Origin of the sequence: Microbacterium sp. BR1 (genome assembly GCF_002812725.1) — a bacterium.
Lineage (GTDB): Bacteria > Actinomycetota > Actinomycetes > Actinomycetales > Microbacteriaceae > Microbacterium.
Map to the genome: position 1 here is coordinate 116,991 of NZ_NMUN01000002.1, position 18,422 is coordinate 135,412.

16 protein-coding genes and 1 pseudogene are annotated in these 18,422 nt (G+C 68.9%); 9 read left to right on the forward strand and 8 right to left on the reverse strand.

The annotated features are described in order from the left end of the window. Positions 1 to 8: 8 nt before the first annotated feature. From CGU35_RS01255 to CGU35_RS01270, 4 genes are all read left to right on the forward strand, one after another. Positions 9 to 362: a DUF6804 family protein gene (locus CGU35_RS01255; RefSeq protein ID WP_100809850.1), complete on the forward strand. Its 354-nt coding sequence runs from the start codon at positions 9 to 11 to the stop codon at positions 360 to 362. Between the two features lie 105 nt (positions 363 to 467). Further along, entirely contained in the window at positions 468 to 1,580 is a 1,113-nt protein-coding gene (locus CGU35_RS01260; protein WP_181003488.1) for a 5-methyltetrahydropteroyltriglutamate--homocysteine S-methyltransferase, read from the forward strand. 51 nt (positions 1,581 to 1,631) lie between these two features. Beyond that, positions 1,632 to 2,831: a cation:proton antiporter gene (locus CGU35_RS01265; RefSeq protein ID WP_100809851.1), complete on the forward strand. Its 1,200-nt coding sequence runs from the start codon at positions 1,632 to 1,634 to the stop codon at positions 2,829 to 2,831. A 35-nt stretch (positions 2,832 to 2,866) separates the two neighbouring features. After that, positions 2,867 to 3,772, forward strand: a complete 906-nt coding sequence (locus tag CGU35_RS01270) for a TerC family protein (RefSeq protein ID WP_100809852.1) — start codon at positions 2,867 to 2,869, stop codon at positions 3,770 to 3,772. An 18-nt stretch (positions 3,773 to 3,790) separates the two neighbouring features. On the opposite strand, the gene CGU35_RS01275 is transcribed toward CGU35_RS01270, so the two are convergent. The 7 genes from CGU35_RS01275 to CGU35_RS01305 are packed head-to-tail and all read right to left on the reverse strand — an operon-like array spanning position 3,791 to position 11,811. Further along, positions 3,791 to 4,483, reverse strand: a complete 693-nt coding sequence (locus CGU35_RS01275) for a response regulator (RefSeq protein ID WP_100809853.1) — start codon at positions 4,481 to 4,483, stop codon at positions 3,791 to 3,793. Then, on the reverse strand, positions 4,480 to 7,074 hold the full coding sequence (locus CGU35_RS01280) for an ATP-binding protein (protein WP_100809854.1): 2,595 nt from the start codon (positions 7,072 to 7,074) through the stop codon (positions 4,480 to 4,482). Before CGU35_RS01280 ends, CGU35_RS01275 begins: the two co-directional genes overlap by 4 nt. A 33-nt stretch (positions 7,075 to 7,107) precedes the next feature. Continuing rightward, positions 7,108 to 7,719 carry a potassium-transporting ATPase subunit KdpC gene (kdpC, locus tag CGU35_RS01285; RefSeq protein WP_100809855.1) on the reverse strand — a complete coding sequence of 204 codons (612 nt, stop codon included), beginning with the start codon at positions 7,717 to 7,719 and terminating at the stop codon, positions 7,108 to 7,110. 21 nt (positions 7,720 to 7,740) lie between these two features. Beyond that, on the reverse strand, positions 7,741 to 9,888 hold the full coding sequence (gene kdpB / locus CGU35_RS01290) for a potassium-transporting ATPase subunit KdpB (protein WP_100809856.1): 2,148 nt from the start codon (positions 9,886 to 9,888) through the stop codon (positions 7,741 to 7,743). A gap of 2 nt (positions 9,889 to 9,890) precedes the next feature. Continuing rightward, on the reverse strand, positions 9,891 to 11,573 hold the full coding sequence (gene kdpA, locus CGU35_RS01295) for a potassium-transporting ATPase subunit KdpA (RefSeq protein WP_100810069.1): 1,683 nt from the start codon (positions 11,571 to 11,573) through the stop codon (positions 9,891 to 9,893). Between the two features lie 11 nt (positions 11,574 to 11,584). Then, a complete protein-coding gene (locus CGU35_RS01300; RefSeq protein ID WP_100809857.1) occupies positions 11,585 to 11,674 on the reverse strand; it encodes a potassium-transporting ATPase subunit F in 90 nt (29 codons plus the stop codon). Then, positions 11,671 to 11,811: a hypothetical protein gene (locus CGU35_RS01305; protein ID WP_232711098.1), complete on the reverse strand. Its 141-nt coding sequence runs from the start codon at positions 11,809 to 11,811 to the stop codon at positions 11,671 to 11,673. Before CGU35_RS01305 ends, CGU35_RS01300 begins: the two co-directional genes overlap by 4 nt. 265 nt (positions 11,812 to 12,076) lie before the next feature. Here CGU35_RS01305 and CGU35_RS01310 point away from each other — a divergent pair, with 265 nt between their 5' ends. Then, entirely contained in the window at positions 12,077 to 12,571 is a 495-nt protein-coding gene (locus CGU35_RS01310; RefSeq protein ID WP_232711099.1) for a glutaminase, read from the forward strand. Positions 12,572 to 12,612: 41 nt separating this feature from the next. Then, entirely contained in the window at positions 12,613 to 12,930 is a 318-nt protein-coding gene (locus tag CGU35_RS01315) for a DUF7882 family protein (RefSeq protein WP_100809859.1), read from the forward strand. A gap of 172 nt (positions 12,931 to 13,102) precedes the next feature. On the opposite strand, the pseudogene CGU35_RS01320 reads toward CGU35_RS01315, so the two are convergent. Further along, positions 13,103 to 13,402: pseudogene (locus CGU35_RS01320) on the reverse strand (DUF7882 family protein); the annotation flags it as partial. 187 nt (positions 13,403 to 13,589) lie between these two features. On the opposite strand from CGU35_RS01320, the gene CGU35_RS01325 reads away from it, so the two are divergent. The 3 genes from CGU35_RS01325 (at position 13,590) to treY (ending at position 18,400) form a co-directional block, all read left to right on the forward strand. Continuing rightward, positions 13,590 to 13,748 (forward strand): hypothetical protein, encoded by a 159-nt coding sequence (locus CGU35_RS01325; RefSeq protein ID WP_157813864.1) that lies wholly within the window; start codon positions 13,590 to 13,592, stop codon positions 13,746 to 13,748. A gap of 69 nt (positions 13,749 to 13,817) precedes the next feature. Beyond that, on the forward strand, positions 13,818 to 16,028 hold the full coding sequence (glgX, locus tag CGU35_RS01330) for a glycogen debranching protein GlgX (RefSeq protein ID WP_100810071.1): 2,211 nt from the start codon (positions 13,818 to 13,820) through the stop codon (positions 16,026 to 16,028). After that, positions 16,025 to 18,400, forward strand: a complete 2,376-nt coding sequence (gene treY / locus CGU35_RS01335) for a malto-oligosyltrehalose synthase (protein WP_100809861.1) — start codon at positions 16,025 to 16,027, stop codon at positions 18,398 to 18,400. Before glgX ends, treY begins: the two co-directional genes overlap by 4 nt. Positions 18,401 to 18,422: the final 22 nt, after the last annotated feature.

The following is an 18,422-nucleotide window of genomic DNA, read 5'->3' on the forward strand; positions in this document are numbered from 1 at the left end:
ATGGACCCATGGCCGCCACACCCCCGAAGAACCAGACGTACCGCCCCGCGTTCATCCCGAGCCTGATCGCGGCTGCGGCTCTGCTCTCGGGGATTCCCCTTCTGCAGGCGGACTGGTATCTGCTGATCCGCTTCATCGTGGCGATCATGGCGCTGATCGTCGCCTGGTACGCGCTCCAGGGTGCGCAGTGGTGGTGGACGATCGTGTTCTTCGCCGTCGCGATCGTCTGGAACCCGGTCTTCCCCGTGCCGACTGACGGTCCATGGTGGATCGTCGCGCACCTGGTGGTCGCGGCGCTGTTCGCCGTGGCCGGTGCGGCGGTGCGCGTGCGGCGCGAGACGCCGCCCACGCGGCGCCGCTGACGGACGGATGACGCGGCACCGACTGCTTCGCCGTGTGACGCATCGACTGGTTCGCCGTGTGACGGGCGGGGCGCGGCGCCGGGATCGCGCCGATAAAGTGGCGGGGTGAGCATCAACCCGCCCTATCGCGCCGACATCGTCGGCTCCTTCCTGCGTCCCGAAGCGCTCAAGCGCGCGCGTGCTGCCCACGCCGCAGGCGAGATCGACGCCGATGCGCTGCGTGCGGTCGAGGACAGCGAGATCGCCGATCTCGTGCGCAAAGAGGCTGACAACGGCCTGCGCGTCGCGACCGACGGCGAGTTCCGCCGCTCGTGGTGGCACTTCGACTTCTTCGGCATGCTCGACGGCGTCGAGGTGGTCGAGCTCGACCACGGCATCCAGTTCCAGGGTGTGCAGACTCGCCCGCGCGGCCTGCACCTGGGCGCCCCGATCGGCTTCTCCGACACGCATCCGTTCCTCGAGCACTACCGGTCGCTCCAGGAGATGACGGCCGGCACCGGACTTCTCCCGAAGGCGACGATCCCGGCGCCCACCGTGCTGGACTTCCGACTCGAGCCCGACCACATCGACCCGCGCGCATACGCGGGCCGCGACGACATCGTCGACGACCTGGTGCAGGCATACCGCGACGCGGTGACAGCGTTCTATGACGCCGGATGCCGCTACCTGCAGTTCGACGACACGGCCTGGGCGTATCTGTGTTCCGAGGAAGAACTCGCCAAGGCGCGAGACCGCGGCATCCGGACCGACGGTCTCGCCGACCGCTACGCCGACCTGCTGAATCGTGTTCTCGAGGCCAAGCCCGACGACATGGTCATCACGACGCACGTCTGTCGCGGGAACTTCCGCTCCACCTGGATCTCGTCGGGCGGCTACGAGCCCGTCGCCGAGCAACTCCTCGGCCGGGTCGCGTACGACGGGTTCTTCCTGGAGTACGACAGTGAGCGCGCCGGAGGGTTCGAGCCTTTGCGATTCCTGCCCGAGGGCGACCAGACGGTCGTTCTCGGCCTGATCACGTCGAAGTCGGGTGAGCTCGAGGATGTCGACGCGATCAAGAAACGGATCGACGAGGCATCCGTCTTCGCGCCGCTCGGGCAGCTGGCGCTGAGCCCGCAGTGCGGCTTCGCCTCGACAGAAGAGGGCAACGTGCTCACCGAGGACGAGCAGTGGGCGAAGATCCGCGAGGTCGTGGCCATCGCGGACGACGTCTGGCGCTGAGCCGGGGGGCGCCGCCGACGCGCTGGAGCGCGCAGACGATAGCGTGAGCGCGTGCAACTCAGAGATCTCGACTTCGTCGTCATCGCGGCGATCGCCGTGATCGCGCCGTTGCTCGTCCGCGGGCTCTCGAGTCGCCTGCGCATCCCCATCGTCGTCTTCGAGCTCGTGCTCGGCATCATCGCGGGGCCGAGCGTGCTCGGATGGATCCAAGAAGGACCCATCTCCGAACGCCTCGCGGATTTCGGTCTGGCGCTGCTGTTCTTCATGGCCGGGAACGAGATCGATTTTCGCGTTCTGCGCGGCCGTGACGGCATGCGCGCCGCCGGTGGCTGGCTCATCGGGCTGATCGCGGGGATCGCGGTGGGTCTGCTGATCGCACCCGGCGAGGCCGCGGTCGTGATCGGTATCGCGTTGTGTTCGACGGCGCTCGGCATGCTCCTGCCGATCCTGCGCGACGCCGGGATGCTGCCGACGCCGTTCGGGCGTGCGGTCATGGGCATCGGTGCGGTGGGCGAGTTCGGGCCTCTCGTCGCGATCTCTCTGTTCCTCGGCGGCCGCAATCTCGGCACGGCCTCGATCGTGCTGTTCTTCTTCGTCGTGGTGGCGGCCACCACCGTGTTCTTCGCGTCGCGGATGCCGCACGGACGTCTGCACCGCATCGTGACGGCGACGCTGCACACCTCGGGTCAGTTCGCGGTGCGGATGATCGTGCTGATCCTCGCGCTGCTCGTGGCGCTCAGCCTGTTGCTCGACCTCGACATGCTCCTCGGCGCTTTCGTCGCCGGGGTGATCTGGCAGCTGATCATGCGCAACGCCCCCGAGGGGGATCGCGCGCAGGTCGAATCGAAGGTCGAAGCGGTGGCGTTCGGTTTGCTCGTGCCGATCTTCTTCATCTACACCGGGGTCACGTTCGACCTCGATGCGCTGCTCGCGAGCGGCTCCACCATCGTTCTCGTGCCCGTCTTCCTGCTGCTGCTGCTGGTCATCCGCGGTCTGCCGTCGATGCTGTCGGCGCCCGCCGGGTCGACGCCACGGGACAGGCTCGCCCTGGCCTTCCTCGGCGCGACGGGCCTGCCCGTCATCGTCGCCGTCACGAGCATCGGCACGGCGGAGGAACTGCTTTCGCCCGGGCTCGCCGCCGCGCTCGTCGGGGCGGGGATGCTCTCGGTCCTGCTGTATCCGGTGATCGGGACGACCCTACGCGGTGCGTCCGCCGTGGATCGCGACGTGGTCGACGAGGATGTGGGCTGAGTCCGAGCGCTGAGTCATCCGCCTAACATGGGCGAGTGGACTTCTCCCTGGACCTGTCGCCCGACCTGATCGCCGTCTTCCTGACCCTGTTCGTCCTCGAGATCGTGCTCGGCGTCGACAACGTCATCTTCATCTCGATCCTCGCGAGCAAGCTCCCCGTCGAGCAGCAGGCCAAGGCCCGCAACCTCGGCCTGACGCTCGCGATGCTCATCCGTGTGATCCTGGTGTTCTTCGCCGGCTGGATCATCACGCTCAAGGACGACATCGTCGTGCTGTTCGGGATGGGCTTCTCGGTGAAGGACTTCATCCTGATCGCGGGAGGGCTGTTCCTGGTCTACAAGGCCGTGACCGAGATCCACCACAAGCTCGAGGGTGCCGAAGAAGAGCACGGCGGTGTGGGTCCGAAGACGATCACGTTCGCCTCGGTGCTGACGCAGATCCTGCTGCTCGACATCGTGTTCTCGCTCGACTCGGTCATCACCGCGGTCGGCATGACCGAGAACCTGCTGGTCATCATCACGGTCGTCGTGCTGTCGTTCGGCATCATGCTGTTCGCCGCGCGATTCATCTTCACGTTCGTGAACAAGCACCCGACGGTGAAGATGCTGGCGCTGTCGTTCCTGTTGTTGATCGGTGTGTTCCTGATCGCCGAGGGCTTCGGCATCAAGATCGACAAGGCGCTGATCTACGCCCCGATGGCGTTCGCGATCCTGGTGGAGGCTCTCAACCTCACGTACTCGTCGCGCAAGGCCAAGCGCGAACGGAAGCGTCTGCAGGCCGTGCAGTTGCGCCCGCGCTACACCGACGTCGACGAGTCCGTCGCGGTCGCCGCCGCCACGGCGAAGGGCACGGAGGCGGGTGCCGTGGGGCTCTCGCGCAAGCCGGTCGCGGGTCATGTGACCCCCGACGACGGTCACGAGGACCGCGCGGGCCTCGGCTGACTCTCGGGCCCGGGCGCCTCAGCCCGGGTCGAGAACGAGACGGTAGCCCATGCCGGACTCGGTGAGCAGGTGCACCGGATGCGCGGGGTCGTCCTCGAGCTTCTTACGCAGCTGTGCGATGTACAGGCGCAGGTATCCGGTGTCGGCGACGTGCTCGCTGCCCCAGATCTCGGTGAGCAGTGTCTGACGCGTGACGAGGCGGCCGGGATTTCGTACGAGGAACTCCAGCACCCGCCACTCGGTGGGGGTGAGTCGCACCGAGTGGCTGTCGGCACCCCGCGTCACGGTGTGGGCGACCAGGTCGACGGTCGCGTCGCCGAACCGCACGATCGGTGAGCCCTCTGGCGCCGCCGTGGCCGTACGGCGCGTGAGGGCGCGGATGCGGGCGAGCAACTCGTCGATCTGGAACGGCTTGGTCACGTAGTCATCGGCCCCCGCATCGAGCGCGTCGACCTTGTCGCCCGAGCCCGTGCGGCCCGACACGACGACGATCGGTGCGGCCGTCCAGCCGCGCAGCGCCTCGATGACGCGGACGCCGTCGAGCCTCGGCATCCCGAGGTCGAGCAGGACGAGATCCGGATGCTCCCGACCGGCGAGGGCGATTGCCGCTGCACCATCGGCCGCGGCGATGACCTCGTACCCGTGGGCCGACAGCGTTATCCGCAGGGCGCGGACGATCTGCGGGTCGTCGTCGGCGATCAGGATCTTCATGCGTCCGGCGCCTCTGAAGCGGCGGGGAGGACCGCGGTATCGGGGAGGGCTGAAGCGGCGGGGAGGACCGCACCGTCGGGGAGGGCTGCGGCGACGGGGACGACGGGGAGCGCCACGACCATCGTGAGTCCGCCGCCCGGTGTGTCCTCGGTTGAGAGGGTGCCGCCCATGCCCTCCGTGAAGCCCTTCGACAGTGCCAGGCCGAGCCCCAGCCCGGTGGTGTTGTCGGTGTCACCGAGCCGCTGGAACGGTGCGAACACGTCGTCCCGGCGTTCGGCCGGAATGCCCGGCCCGTGGTCGATGATGCGCAGTTCCGCGGTCTCGCCCAGGCGGCTCGTGGTGATGCGCACCCGTTCGCCCGCGGGCGAGTGCCGTCGGGCGTTCGCCAGGACGTTCACGAGCACCCGCTGCAGCAGCACCCCGTCCGCGATGAGGGGCGGCAGCTCGGGATCGAGCGCGAGGTCCACCTCGCCCGGCCCGATGCCGAGCTCGTCGAGCGCGGTCAGCACGATGTCGGCGGCGTCGACGGGGCCGAGCGAGACCGCCAGCACGCCTGCCTGCACCCGGCTGACATCGAGCAGATCGGTCACGAGGGTCGTCAGCGTGGTCAGGCTTTCGTCGGCCGTCGCGAGCAGCTCATCTCGGTCCGCTGCCGAGAGCGAGGGGCCCTCGGTCCGCAGCCCGCCGACCGCGGCGACCGCCGATGCGAGGGGACGTCGCAGGTCATGGCTGAGGGCCGACAGCAGGGCGCTGCGCACCTGGTCGGTCTCGGCGAGCGTGTCCGCGGTCCGCGCCGTCTCGGTCAGAGCCGTGCGTTCGAGGGCCGCGCCGAGTTGGGCGGTGATCACGTCGAGCAGGCGTCGTTCCGAGGCATCCAGATCCGGACCGTGCAGTTCGAGCACCGCGTCCGCGTCGGTCGAGCCGGCGAGCGGCACCGGCACGCGCGTGTGGCGACCGTCGCGCAACGGTTCGCCGTCGGTCGCCAGCACCGTGCCATCCGCGGCGATGAGACGGATGCCCGCCAGCCCGAACGCCTCGCGGGTGCGCGACACGAGGGCGGGCACGGCGCTGTCCCCGCGCAGAACGCTCCCCGCGACCGTCGCGAGCATCTCGGATTCGGCGGCCGAGCGCGCGGCCGAGCGGGCACGCCGCGCGGCCTGGTCGACGATCGAACTGACGAGGATCGCGTTCAGCACGTACAGGACGAGCGCCCACAGGTGCAGCGGATCGGCGATCCGCACCGTGTAGAACGGCTCGACGAACAGGAAGTCGAGGGTCAGGCCCGAGAGCACCGCCGCGAAGAGCGCGGGCCAGATGCCTCCGACGAGCGCGACGATGACGACGAGCAACTGGAAGGCCAGCACGTCCGAGGTGATCGATTCGGGACTGCGGAACACCACGAGCAACCAGGTCAGCAGGGGCCCGCACGCGAGCGCGACGACGAAGCCCAGGACGCGCCGCCGCACGCTCAGGGCGCCGCCCGTCAGGCTCGGCAGGGCCAACCGCCCGCCCGCCGCGGCGTGTGTGACGATGTGCACGTCGATATCGCCGGACTCGCGGATGACGGTGGCGCCGATTCCCGGACCCGTCACCGCGGCGGCCAGACGTCCGCGGCGGCTCACGCCGATCACCAGCTGCGTGGCATTGACCGATCGTGCGAATTCCACCAGGGCGTGCGGCACGTCGTCGCCGACGACCTGGTGGTAGCTGCCGCCGAGCGATTCGACGAGCGCGCGCTGCTGTGCGAGGGCGGCGGCGCTGCCCTGTCGGAGCCCGTCCTGGGTCGAGACGTGCACGGCGAGCAGTTCGCCGCCCGCGGTTCGCGCCGCGATCCGGGCCCCGCGGCGCAACAGCGTCTCCCCCTCGGGCCCGCCGGTCAGAGCCACGACGACGCGCTCGCGCGCCTGCCACGTGCCCTCGATGCCGTGTTCGGCGCGGTAGTCCTTCAGCGCCGAGTCGACCTCGTCGGCGAGCCAGAGCAGCGCGAGTTCCCGCAGAGCGGTGAGGTTCCCCAGACGGAAGTAGTTCGAGAGGGCGGCGTCGATCCGTTCCGCCGGGTAGACGTTGCCCGCCGATAGGCGGTCGCGCAACGACTGCGGTGCGAGGTCGACGACCTCGATCTGGTCCGCGCTGCGCACGACCGCGTCCGGGACGGTCTCGCGCTGGGCGATACCCGTGATCTGCTCGACGACGGCGCCGAGGGATTCGATGTGCTGCACGTTCACCGTCGTGATGATGTCGATTCCCGCATCGCGGAGCAGCTCCACGTCTTGCCAGCGCTTCGCCGTACGCGACCCGGGCGCGTTCGTGTGCGCGAGTTCGTCGACGAGCGCGACATCCGGGTGCCGCGCCAGAACCGCGTCGACATCCAGATCGGACAGCTCGACCCCGCGGTGCGAGACCATGCGGCGGGGAACGACGGGCAGGCCCTCGGCCTGCGCGGCGGTCGCGGCGCGACCGTGGGTCTCGACGATGGCAACCACGACGTCGCGGCCCTCGGCGAGCAGGCGCCGCCCCTCTTCGAGCATCTCGTACGTCTTACCCACGCCGGGCGCCGCCCCGAGCAGAACCCGCAGCGACCCGCGCTTCATCGTTCTACCTCTCCGCCGTGACCCCCGTCGCGCTCAGCGCCCGAGGGCATCGAGCGCGAGGTTGAGTTCCAGCACACTCACGCGGGGCTCGCCCAGAAAGCCGAGGTCCCGTGCCTGAATCTTAGACTCCACGAGCGCGCGCACTTCCGCCTCGTCGAGGTCGCGTGCCGCGGCGACGCGATCGACCTGCAGCAGCGCGTAGGCCGGACTGATGTGCGGGTCGAGACCGGACGCGGACGCGGTCAATGCGTCGGCCGGGACATCCGCCGGATCGACGTTCTCGAACGCGGCGACCGCAGCGCGGCGCTCGGCGATCGCCGAGACCAGGTCGACGTTCTCGGGGCCGTAGTTCGATCCGCTCGATGCCCCGCCGTCGTATCCGTCGCCCGCCGCGGATGGCCGCGACTGGAAGTACTCGGGCAGCGGCGCCCCATCCGCATCGAGGAACGACTGACCAATGAGCATCGATCCCGTCGTGGATCCGTCGGCGGCCGCGACCGGCGAGCCGTTCGCCTGCCACGGCAGGGCGACCTGCCCGACGGCGGTGATCAGCGCGGTGTAGCCGATGCCGAGGACGAGGGTGAAGACGAGCATCGCGCGAAGGGCGGCTCCGGCGGTGCGAAAGGTGGTGCGTGCGGTGGACATGGTGTGTCTCCAGGGGACGGGTCAGAAGCCCGGGATGAGGCTCACGACGAGGTCGATGAGCTTGATGCCGATGAAGGGGACGAGCACGCCCCCGAGGCCGTACACCAGCAGGTTGCGGCTCAGGATGGTCGACGCACTCGCCGGCCGATAGCGCACGCCGCGCAGCGCCAGCGGAATGAGGAAGACGATGACGATCGCGTTGAAGACGATCGCGCTCGTGACGGCGGATGCGGGGGAGTGCAGCTGCATGATGTTCAGCGCCGCGAGCCCGGGAAAGACGCCCATGAACATCGCCGGGATGATCGCGAAGTACTTGGCGACGTCGTTCGCCAGCGAGAACGTCGTCAGTGCGCCGCGCGTGATGAGCAGCTGCTTGCCGATCCGGACGATGTCGATGAGCTTGGTCGGGTCGGAGTCCAGGTCGACCATGTTGCCGGCCTCTTTCGCCGCCGAGGTACCCGTGTTCATCGCGACCCCGACATCAGCCTGAGCGAGAGCCGGGGCATCGTTCGTGCCGTCGCCGGTCATCGCGACGAGGTTGCCGCCCTGCTGTTCGCGGCGGATGAGGGCGAGCTTGTCCTCGGGCGTCGCCTCGGCCAGGTAGTCGTCGACCCCGGCCTCGGCCGCGATCGCCTTCGCCGTGAGCGGGTTGTCGCCCGTGATCATGACGGTCCGGATGCCCATGGCCCGGAGCTCGCCGAAGCGCTCGCGCAGCCCCTCCTTGACGATGTCCTTGAGGTGCACGACGCCCAGCACACGGCCCCTCCCCGCCGGGTCGAGGGTCGCGACGACCAGGGGTGTGCCGCCGCCCTGCGCGATCGCATCCGTCTCGGCCGTCAGCTGGGCGCGCAGATCGGCCGCAAGTTCGACGCCGGATGCCTCGAGCCATGCCGTGACCGCCGACCCCGCACCCTTCCGCACCTGCGTGCCGTCGCCCAGGTCGAGCCCGCTCATGCGGGTCTGCGCGGTGAACGGCACGAACACCGCGCCAGCCGGTTGCGTCGCGGTGAACCCCCGCGCGGTTGCGAGTTCGACGATCGAGGTACCCTCGGGCGTCGGATCCGCGAGCGACGAGAGCGCAGCCGCACGGGCCAGTTCGTCATCGCCGACCCCGGACATCCGCACGAAGTCGCTCGCGCGACGGTTGCCGTAGGTGATCGTTCCGGTCTTGTCGAGCAGCAGGGTGGTGACGTCGCCCGCCGCCTCGACGGCGCGGCCCGAGAGGGCCAACACGTTCCGCTGCACCAGCCGGTCCATGCCGGCGATGCCGATGGCCGACAGCAGCGCTCCGATCGTCGTCGGGATGAGGCAGACGAGCAGTGCCACGAGCACCGGAATGCTCACCGGCGAAGCGGCGTAGGACGCGATCGGGTTGAGCGTCAGCACGACGATCAGGAACACGATCGACAGGCTCGCCAGCAGGATCCCGAGGGCGATCTCGTTGGGGGTCTTCTGGCGGCTCGCCCCCTCGACCAGGGCGATCATCCGGTCGACGAACGTCTCGCCGGGCTTGGACGTGATGCGCACGACGATGCGGTCCGAGAGCACACGGGTGCCGCCCGTGACGGCGCTCCGGTCGCCGCCCGATTCGCGCACGACGGGGGCCGACTCGCCCGTGATGGCCGACTCGTCCACGGTCGCGATGCCCCACACGATGTCCCCGTCGCCGGGGATGAGCTCGCCCGCCGTGACGACGACGTGGTCGCCCGGGCGCAGATCCCCGGAAGGCACGGTGGCGAACTCGGCGCGTTCGGCCGAGGCATCCGCTCCCGCGTCGTATCGCGTGATGACGGACGCCATCGTGCTGGTGCGCGTCTTGCGCAGGCTCGCCGCCTGCGCCTTGCCGCGCCCCTCCGCCACCGACTCGGCCACGTTCGCGAACAGGACCGTGATCCAGAGCCAGATCGCGATGCCCCAGGTGAAGCCCGCGGGAACGGGCGCGCCGCCCGAGGACTCGGCCCCGCCCACGAAGGACTCGGCGACGGCGATCAGCGTGGTCAACGCCGCGCCGACCCACACGAGGAACATCACCGGGTTTCGCACGAGGGCGCCCGGGTTGAGCTTGCGGAATGCCCCGGGCAGGGCTGCCAGGAGGGTTCCCCACCCGAACGCGCGGGCGGGTGCGGCCTGGGTGTGAGTGTGGGCGGGGGCGTGGGCTGCGGTGGACATGATCAGACAAGCCCTTCGGCGAGAGGCCCGAGCGCGAGCACGGGGAAGTAGGTGAGTGCGGTGACGATGACCGTGACTCCGACGAGCAGCCCGACGAACTGGGGCCGGTGCGTCGGGAGGGTGCCGGATGTCGCGGGCACCGAGTCCTGAGCGGCGATCGACCCGGCAAGCGCGAGCACCAGCACCATCGGTACGAAGCGTCCGAGCAGCATCGCGACGGCGAGTGCCGTGTTGAGCCACGGGGTGTTGGCGGTGAGCCCCGCGAAGGCCGAGCCGTTGTTGTTCGCGGCCGAGGTGAACGCGTAGAGCACCTCGCTCAGCCCGTGGATGCCGGGGTTCCAGATCGACACCGATTCGACGTCCTGCCGCACCCCCGGGACCGCGAAGCTCGCGGCCGTGCCGAGCAGCACGAGCGACGGTGTGACGAGGATGTACAGGCTCGCGAGCTTGATCTCGCGCGGTCCGATCCGCTTGCCGAGGTATTCGGGCCCGCGGCCGACCAAGAGCCCGCCGATGAACACCGCGAGGACGGCGAGGATGAGCATGCCGTAGAGCCCGGACCCGACTCCGCCGGGCGCGACCTCGCCGAGCATCATGTTGAGCATCGGCATCATGCCGCCGAGCGCGGTGTAGCTGTCGTGCATCGAGTTGACGGCGCCCGTCGATGTCAGGGTCGTGGCCCCGGCGAACAGCGTGGAGCCGAGGATGCCGAAACGGGTCTCTTTGCCCTCCATCGGGGCACCGGCGAGCTGCGGCGCCGTGCCGTGCCCCATGGCTTCGAGCCACGACCCGATCGTGATCGACGCGATCGCGATGGTCGCCATGGCTGCGAGGATCGCGTAGCCCTGGCGGTTGTCGCCGATGATCCGCCCGAACGCGCGCGGCAGACTGACGGGGATCGCGAGCAGCAGCAACAGCTCGACGAGGTTGGTCCACGGAGCGGGGTTCTCGAACGGGTGCGCGGAGTTGGCGTTGAAGAAACCGCCGCCGTTGGTACCGAGGATCTTGATGGCCTCTTGTGACGCGACAGGGCCCCCCGGGAGGCTCTGCGCGGAGCCCGAGAGGGTCGTGACGTCGGTGAAGCCCGAGAAGTTCTGGACGACGCCGCCGGCGATCAGGACGATCGCCGCGACGATCGAGACGGGCAGCAGGATGCGCGTGACGCCGCGGACGAGGTCGACCCAGAAGTTGCCGATCGTGCCCGAACGGCGAGCCGCGAAGGCCCGCACGAGCGCGATCGCCACGGCGATGCCGACGGCCGACGAGACGAAGTTCTGCACCGCGAGCCCCGCGAGCTGGACGGTATACCCCAGCGTCAGCTCGGGCGAGTACGACTGCCAGTTGGTGTTGGTCACGAACGAGATCGCCGTGTTGAACGCGAGCCCCTCGCCGACGGCGGGCAGGCCGAGCGAGCCGGGCAGGATCGCCTGCGTGCGCTGCAGCGCGTACACGAACAGGACGCCGACGAGCGAGAACAGCAGCACGCTGCGCAGGTATGCCTGCCAGGTCTGGGTGGCCCGTGGGTCCACGCCGATCGCGCGGTAGGTCACGCGTTCGACGCGCAGGTCGCGCGGACTCGTATAGACGTGCGCGATGTAGTCGCCGAGGGGACGGTAGAGCAGGGCGAGCAGGATCAGGAGCGCACCGCCCTGCAGCACGCCGAACAGGACCGTCTCGGCGTTCATGAACGGGTTCATCAGAAGCGCTCCGGATCGACGAGGGCGACCACGAGGTACACGAGGGCGGCCACCGCGAGGATCGCCGCGAGGACGGAGAAGAACGTCATCCCCGGTCCCCTCCATCGATCGCTTCGCGCTGGACGGAGCCTCCGGATCGTGGGCCCAGTCGCTCGACTCCCCGGGCGACCAGGGCGACGAGCGCGAACAGCGCGGCGGTCGCGAGGACATAGATCAGATCGAGCACGGGAACTCCTGGTGAGGTTCTGGATGACGGGGCGTGCGGCGCCCGCGACCTCGATCTCACTCCTCGGGGCGTGCGTTGCGCGTGATCCTCACGATTTCCATACGGCCGTGGGCAGAATCCTCACGCGGCCCTCATGGATTGCCCGAACACCGGAAAGGAACCGTGGTGCTCCTGACGCCCTGTGAGGCCGGCCTCGGGGCCATCGGGCCGCATCGTTCCTTCCGGATGTACGCCGCGGTGTCGATGAGCCGAGCACAATAGCGATGTGGTGGATGACGCGGAGACTCTCCTGGATGCCGCGCGTGCTCGTCTTCGGGCCGCAGGCGCACCGCGCGAGCGGCTCGGCGAGGTCGTGCGTCCTCGGGTCCTGGCGGGGCTGCGCTCGCCGAAGATCGTGCCCCGCGGCGACGCGTGGCGCCTGGGTGTGCTCTTGATCGGCGAGCGGGACGTCTACGCGGCCGGGAACGTGGTGCGAGCGGGTGACCCCGGTCGCCGCGGGTTCGCCTCGGATGCCGCGCGCGCTCGGGCAGAGGTCGCCGCGGCAGCGACGCGCGGTGGCTTCGCGGACGGCGAGACGGTCCACCTGGACTGGAGAGTCCTCGACCTGTCGGCGCTCGGACGAGGGGAGCCGACGGGGCCGCTGGCCCTCGTGGCAAGCGCACCCAGCATCCGTTGGAGTCCCGCTGCCGGACTCGTCCCGCTCGCGGGCTACCTCGATGAGCGTCTCGCGCTTCTGCTGGACCCGCCGCCGGGGGCATGACGGCGGTGTCGCGCGGCGGTCCACGCCGTTAGGCTCGCCCTATGGGCCGCTTCATCTACGACACACTCAACAACTCGATCGACATCGAAGACCGGACGCTTGCCCACCTGCGGATCGTGATCATGAACAAGCTCCGCCGTTCGGAGTCGTTCATGTTCACGGTCGATCTCGACAGCGAGGGCATTTCGCGGCGGAGCTTCTGGATGCACCCGTCCGTGCCGATGCAGTTCGCATTCCACGGGAGCCGCGAACCGCGTCTCAACCGCCTCTGGATCGAGTCACTCATGGTTTCTGCGAGCAGCCCGAACGGCCTGTTCGTCGTCCCGGAACCGCAGGAAGAGATGCCGTTCGACTCCTGACGAGCGCCCGCGTGACGCCGGTGGCTCAGTCGCCGACGTCGACCTTGGACTTCGGCCGCGACTTCGGCGCGGCCTTCCGCCGGACCGATCCCACCGTGGCGTTCTCGACGTCGACGTCCTTCGCGACGATGGCGCCGACCTCGATCGTCGTCTCGTTCTCCGACGCGTCGACGTCGAAATGCTCGGCGACGAGCATGATCCCGCCGGACGAGTTGGCGGACTGAGCGAGTTCTTCCATCCATTCGCGGCTCAGCACGGCGGGTTCTGGGTCGTCGAAGACGAAACGCAACGGGATCGACGGGCTCAGCCACACCGTGCTGCGCCCCCGCGGCTGACCTTCCGGGTGTCGCCAGGTGAGCGTGAAGCTCTCACCGCGGCGGAGCTTTGTTGCGATGACGACCTTCAGGTGCGCCAGCGCGCGGTCCTCGATGTCGATGGCAGATGCGTCGCCGCCGTAGTAGATAGTGCCCACACGTTCAGACTAATCGCAGACTGCGGGTGCGCCGACGGGTTTCGTCCCGTACGCGTGTCTCGTCGCTAAGTCAATCGGGTTACGCGGACGCGTGGACTGCCGCACAGTGGGTATCGATGCAGAACAGCGGGTGTCGATGCAGAGCGGTGCGAGCGAAGCCAGGGGCGCGGAGAATCAGGGGTGCGGCATGACCGGCGAGAATCCGACGGGTGCGAATCGATCTCCGACGAGCCTGCCGCGCGAGTTCTTCGACGGGGGCGTCGAGTACGAGATCGTCGAGGGCGAGCTCCTGCCGCGCGGGCCTCACGCTCGTGCGTGGGATCCGGCCATCGACCTTCGCTTCTAGCTCATAGGGCACCCGTTCCCGAAGCGCAAGCCACCACGGGCTGACAGCCGCGGTCGGTAGTCTGTGCCGGTGCAGACTTGGCCTGGCTCGACATATCCACTCGGTGCGACATACGACGGGAACGGCACCAACTTCGCGCTGTTCAGTGAGGCGGCCGAACGCGTTCAACTCTGTCTCTTCGAGGAAGACGGGACCGAGACACAAGTCGACCTGATCGATGTCGACGCCTTCGTCTGGCACGCGTACCTGCCGCAGGTGGGGCCGGGGCAGCGCTACGGATATCGGGTCCACGGGCCCGATGATGTCGCCGAGGGGCACCGCTTCAACCCCAACAAGCTGCTCCTGGACCCCTACGCCAAGGCCGTCGCCGGCCAGGTGAACTGGGGGCAGGCCGTCTTCGGCTACAACTTCGGCGATCCCGATTCGCGCAATGACGAGGATTCGGCGGCCGACATGATGATGGGCGTCGTCATCAACCCCTTCTTCGACTGGGCGGGCGACCGACAGCCCCGGACCCCGTACGCGTCGTCGTTCATCTACGAGGGCCACGTCAAGGGCCTGACGATGCTGCACCCCGGCATCCCCGACGAGATCCGCGGCACCTACAGTGCCATCGGCCACCCGGCCATGATCGATCACCTCGTCAAGCTCGGCGTCACGGCGATCGAGCTCATGCCGGTGCATCAATTCGTCAACGACAGCACGCTCGAAGAGAAGGGCCTGTCGAACTATTGGGGATACAACACCATCGCCTTCCTCGCCCCGCAGAACACGTATGCATCCCAGGGCGATCTGGGACAGCAGGTGCAGGAGTTCAAGGGCATGGTGCGCTCGCTCCACGCCGCGGGCATCGAGGTCATCCTCGACGTCGTCTACAACCACACCGCCGAGGGCAACCACCTGGGTCCGACGCTGTCGATGCGTGGCATCGACAATGCCGCGTACTACCGGCTCGAAGACGACGACAAGCGGTACTACACCGACTACACGGGCACCGGCAACAGCATGAACGTCGGCAATCCGCACACCCTGCAGCTCATCATGGACTCGCTGCGGTACTGGGTGCTCGAGATGCACGTCGACGGCTTCCGGTTCGATCTCGCCTCGACGCTCGCTCGTGAGTTCTACGAGGTGGATCGCCTGTCGACCTTCTTCGAGCTCGTTCAGCAGGACCCCGTGGTCTCGCAGGTCAAGCTCATCGCCGAGCCGTGGGACATCGGACCGGGCGGGTACCAGGTGGGCAACTTCCCGCCCCAGTGGACCGAGTGGAACGGCAAGTACCGCGACACGGTGCGCGACTTCTGGCGGGGCGAGCCGCAGGCGCTCGGCGAGTTCGCCTCGCGTCTCACGGGGTCGGCCGACCTGTACGAGCACTCGGGGCGCCGACCCGTCGCATCCATCAACTTCGTCACGGCGCACGACGGATTCACCCTGCGCGACCTCGTGAGTTACAACGACAAGCACAACGAGGCCAACGGCGAAGACAACAACGACGGGGAGTCGCACAACCGATCGTTCAACTTCGGTATCGAGGGGCCGACGGATGACCCCGAGGTCCTCACCCTGCGTGCTCGCCAGCAGCGCAACTTCATCGCGACCCTGCTGCTCTCGCAGGGCGTACCGATGCTCCTGCACGGCGACGAACTGGGCCGGACGCAACAGGGCAACAACAACGGGTACGCGCAGGACAACGAACTGACGTGGGTCGACTGGAGCGCCGTCGATCACCCGCTGCTCGAATTCACGGCCGCGGTCGCGCGGCTGCGGAAAGACCACCCGACGTTCCGCCGGTCACGCTTCTTCGACGGTCGCCCGGTGAAGATGCACGAGGGCGCGCCGATTCCGGACATCGTGTGGCTGCGTCCCGACGGATCCGCCATGCAGCCCGAGGACTGGGACTCGGGCTTCGGGCGCGCGATCGGGGTGTTCCTCAACGGTGGCGGTATCCGCGAGCGGGACCGGCGGGGCGAGCCCATCGTCGACAAGCACTTCCTGATTCTGTTCAGCGCGGGCGACGAGATCATCGACTTCCACCTGCCGGACACGAAGTACTCGCCGAAGTGGGACATCCTCATCGACACTGCGGGCGAGCTCGCCGACAGCGCACCCGTGGAACCCGGTGGAATCCTGCGTCTCGCGGCGACGTCGCTCGTCGTCTTGCGCGCCCACACTGTTCCCGAACCGGACGTCGACCACTCGGTTGCCGCGTCGCTGGCCGTGCTGGCGCAGAGCCAGGTCGATGAGATGTCGGGTGACCCGATCCGCTCGGAGATGCAGTGACGAGACGACCGCTTTCGACCTATCGGTTGCAGATCCGCCCCTCTTTCGACCTGCATGCGGCGGCATCCATCACGCGATATCTCCGTGATCTCGGTGCGGACTGGGCGTACCTGTCGCCGCTGCTGAAGGCGACCGAGGGCTCCGACCACGGTTACGACGTCGTCGACCCGAGCCTCGTCGACCCCGCACGGGGTGGGGCGGAGGGACTCGACCGGTTCGTCGCATCCGCTCGTGATGCGGGCCTCGGGATCCTCGTCGACACGGTGCCGAACCACATGGGCGTCTCGGTTCCGGCGCAGAACCCGTGGTGGTGGGACCTGCTCACCCACGGGCGCGGCTCCCGGTACGCCGAGGCGTTCGATGTGGACTGGGAATTCGGCGGGGGGCGCGTGCGTGTCCCGGTGCTCGGCGGAGAGCTGGGCGACATCATCGACGCGGGCGAGATCCGCATCGCGCTCGCACAGACGCAGGAGGCTCCGCACGGCACCCTGCAGTACTTCGACAACGTCTTCCCCCTCGCGCCGGACACGGTCGAGGGGAACGAACGCGACGACCTCGAGAACCCCGAGGTCGTGCGGGCGATCGTCGACCGCCAGCACTACGAGTTGATGTTCTGGCGACGCGAGGCCGCCGAGCTGAACTACCGGCGCTTCTTCGCCGTGACGACCCTGGCGGGCGTCCGGGTCGAGATCCCGTGGGTGTTCGACGAGGCACACGCCGAGATCCTGCGCTGGGTCGGCGATGGCCTGGTCGACGGCATCCGGGTCGACCACCCCGATGGCCTGCTCGATCCGGGCGCGTACCTCGACCGTCTCGCCGAGGCGACCGGCGGCGCATACGTTCTGGTGGAGAAGATCCTCGAGCACGGCGAGACGCTGCCCAGCTGGTGGCGGACGGATGGCACGACCGGTTACGACGCGCTCGCCGTGATCGATCGTGTGCTGATCGACCCGGCCGGCGAGGACGCGCTCGACGCGATCGACGCCGCCGTGCGTGCCGACGACGGGCTCGCGCCGCAGGCATCGTGGGACGACCTCATCCACGACACCAAGCGCACCATCGCCGACACGATCCAGGGCGCCGAGGTCGCGCGCCTCGTGCGGCTGCTCGACGAGCCCGTCTCGGGTGCCGCGGACGCGATCGCGGAGTTGCTCGCCTGCTTCCCCGTGTATCGCTCGTACCTTCCCGCCGGACGTGAGGCGCTCGACGCCGCGGCGGGGCTCGCCATGAGTCGCCGCCCTGACCTGGCGGGAGCCTTCGACAGCATCGTGCCGCAGCTGGCGGATGCGTCGCTCGAGGTGGCGCGTCGGTTCCAGCAGACGACCGGGCCCGTCATGGCCAAGGGCGTCGAGGACACCGCGTTCTATCGCGCCTCGCGCCTCGGATCCCTGACCGAGGTCGGTGCCGACCCGTCCGAGTTCGCGCTCGACGTGCCCGGCTTCCACGCCGCACAGGCAACGCGCCAGGCATCCTGGCCCCACGCGATGACGACCCTCTCGACCCATGACACGAAGCGCGGCGAGGACGTGCGCGCACGCCTGTCGGTGCTGAGCGAGCTTCCCGCGCGCTGGCTCGAGTCCCTGTCGGCACTGCGGGCCATCGCCTCGACCGGACACGGCGGGTTCGACAACCTCCTCTGGCAGGCGATCGTCGGAGCGTGGCCCGCATCGCGCGAACGCCTGCACGCCTATGCGGAGAAGGCGGCTCGTGAGGCCGCCGAATCGACCGGGTGGTGGGATCAGGACGAGGCCTTCGAAGCCCGGATGCACGAGCTGGTGGACGCCGCGTTCGACAACGGCGAGGCATCCGCGATCCTGGAATCGCTCGTCGCCGAGGTCGCGCCCTACGGGTGGTCGAACTCGCTCTCGGCGAAGCTGCTGCAGCTGACCGCGCCGGGTGTTCCCGATGTCTACCAGGGGTCGGAACTGTGGGAGATGAGCCTGGTCGACCCCGACAACCGCCGTGCCGTCGACTTCGCCGCGCGCGCCGAGATGCTCGCCAGGATCGATTCGGCATTCGAGGCGGGGGAGTTGCCCGCCGTGGACGCCTCCGGTGCCGCCAAAATGCTCGTGACCTCGCGTGCGCTCCGCACGCGTCGCTATCGCGCCGAGCTCTTCACGCGCTACACACCCCTCACGGTCGTCGGGTCGGCCGCGCAGCACGCGATCGCCTACGATCGCGGTGGCGTGCAGGCCGTCGCGACGCGTCTGCCCGTCGGTCTCGAGGCGCTCGGGGGATGGCAGGACACGGTCCTGCTGCGCCCGGCGGTGCCCGCGGTCGATCTGCTGACCGGTCGTCGGTTCGAGGGTGGCGAGGTGCCGCTCGCCGACTTGCTGGCGACCTATCCGGTTGCGCTGCTCGCCAACGAGTAGGCGCGGGGGTCGATCGAGCGGT

Bases quoted from the DNA above. Each gene is read 5' to 3' on its own strand.
- kdpC (WP_100809855.1), bottom strand. From the start codon at position 7,719: ATGTCCACCGCACGCACCACCTTTCGCACCGCCGGAGCCGCCCTTCGC.
- CGU35_RS01325 (WP_157813864.1), top strand. From the start codon at position 13,590: ATGACCGGCGAGAATCCGACGGGTGCGAATCGATCTCCGACGAGCCTG.
- CGU35_RS01315 (WP_100809859.1), top strand. From the start codon at position 12,613: ATGGGCCGCTTCATCTACGACACACTCAACAACTCGATCGACATCGAA.
- CGU35_RS01300 (WP_100809857.1), bottom strand. From the start codon at position 11,674: ATGACGTTCTTCTCCGTCCTCGCGGCGATCCTCGCGGTGGCCGCCCTC.
- kdpA (WP_100810069.1), bottom strand. From the start codon at position 11,573: ATGAACGCCGAGACGGTCCTGTTCGGCGTGCTGCAGGGCGGTGCGCTC.
- CGU35_RS01275 (WP_100809853.1), bottom strand. From the start codon at position 4,483: ATGAAGATCCTGATCGCCGACGACGACCCGCAGATCGTCCGCGCCCTG.
- CGU35_RS01280 (WP_100809854.1), bottom strand. From the start codon at position 7,074: ATGAAGCGCGGGTCGCTGCGGGTTCTGCTCGGGGCGGCGCCCGGCGTG.
- kdpB (WP_100809856.1), bottom strand. From the start codon at position 9,888: ATGTCCACCGCAGCCCACGCCCCCGCCCACACTCACACCCAGGCCGCA.
- CGU35_RS01255 (WP_100809850.1), top strand. From the start codon at position 9: ATGGCCGCCACACCCCCGAAGAACCAGACGTACCGCCCCGCGTTCATC.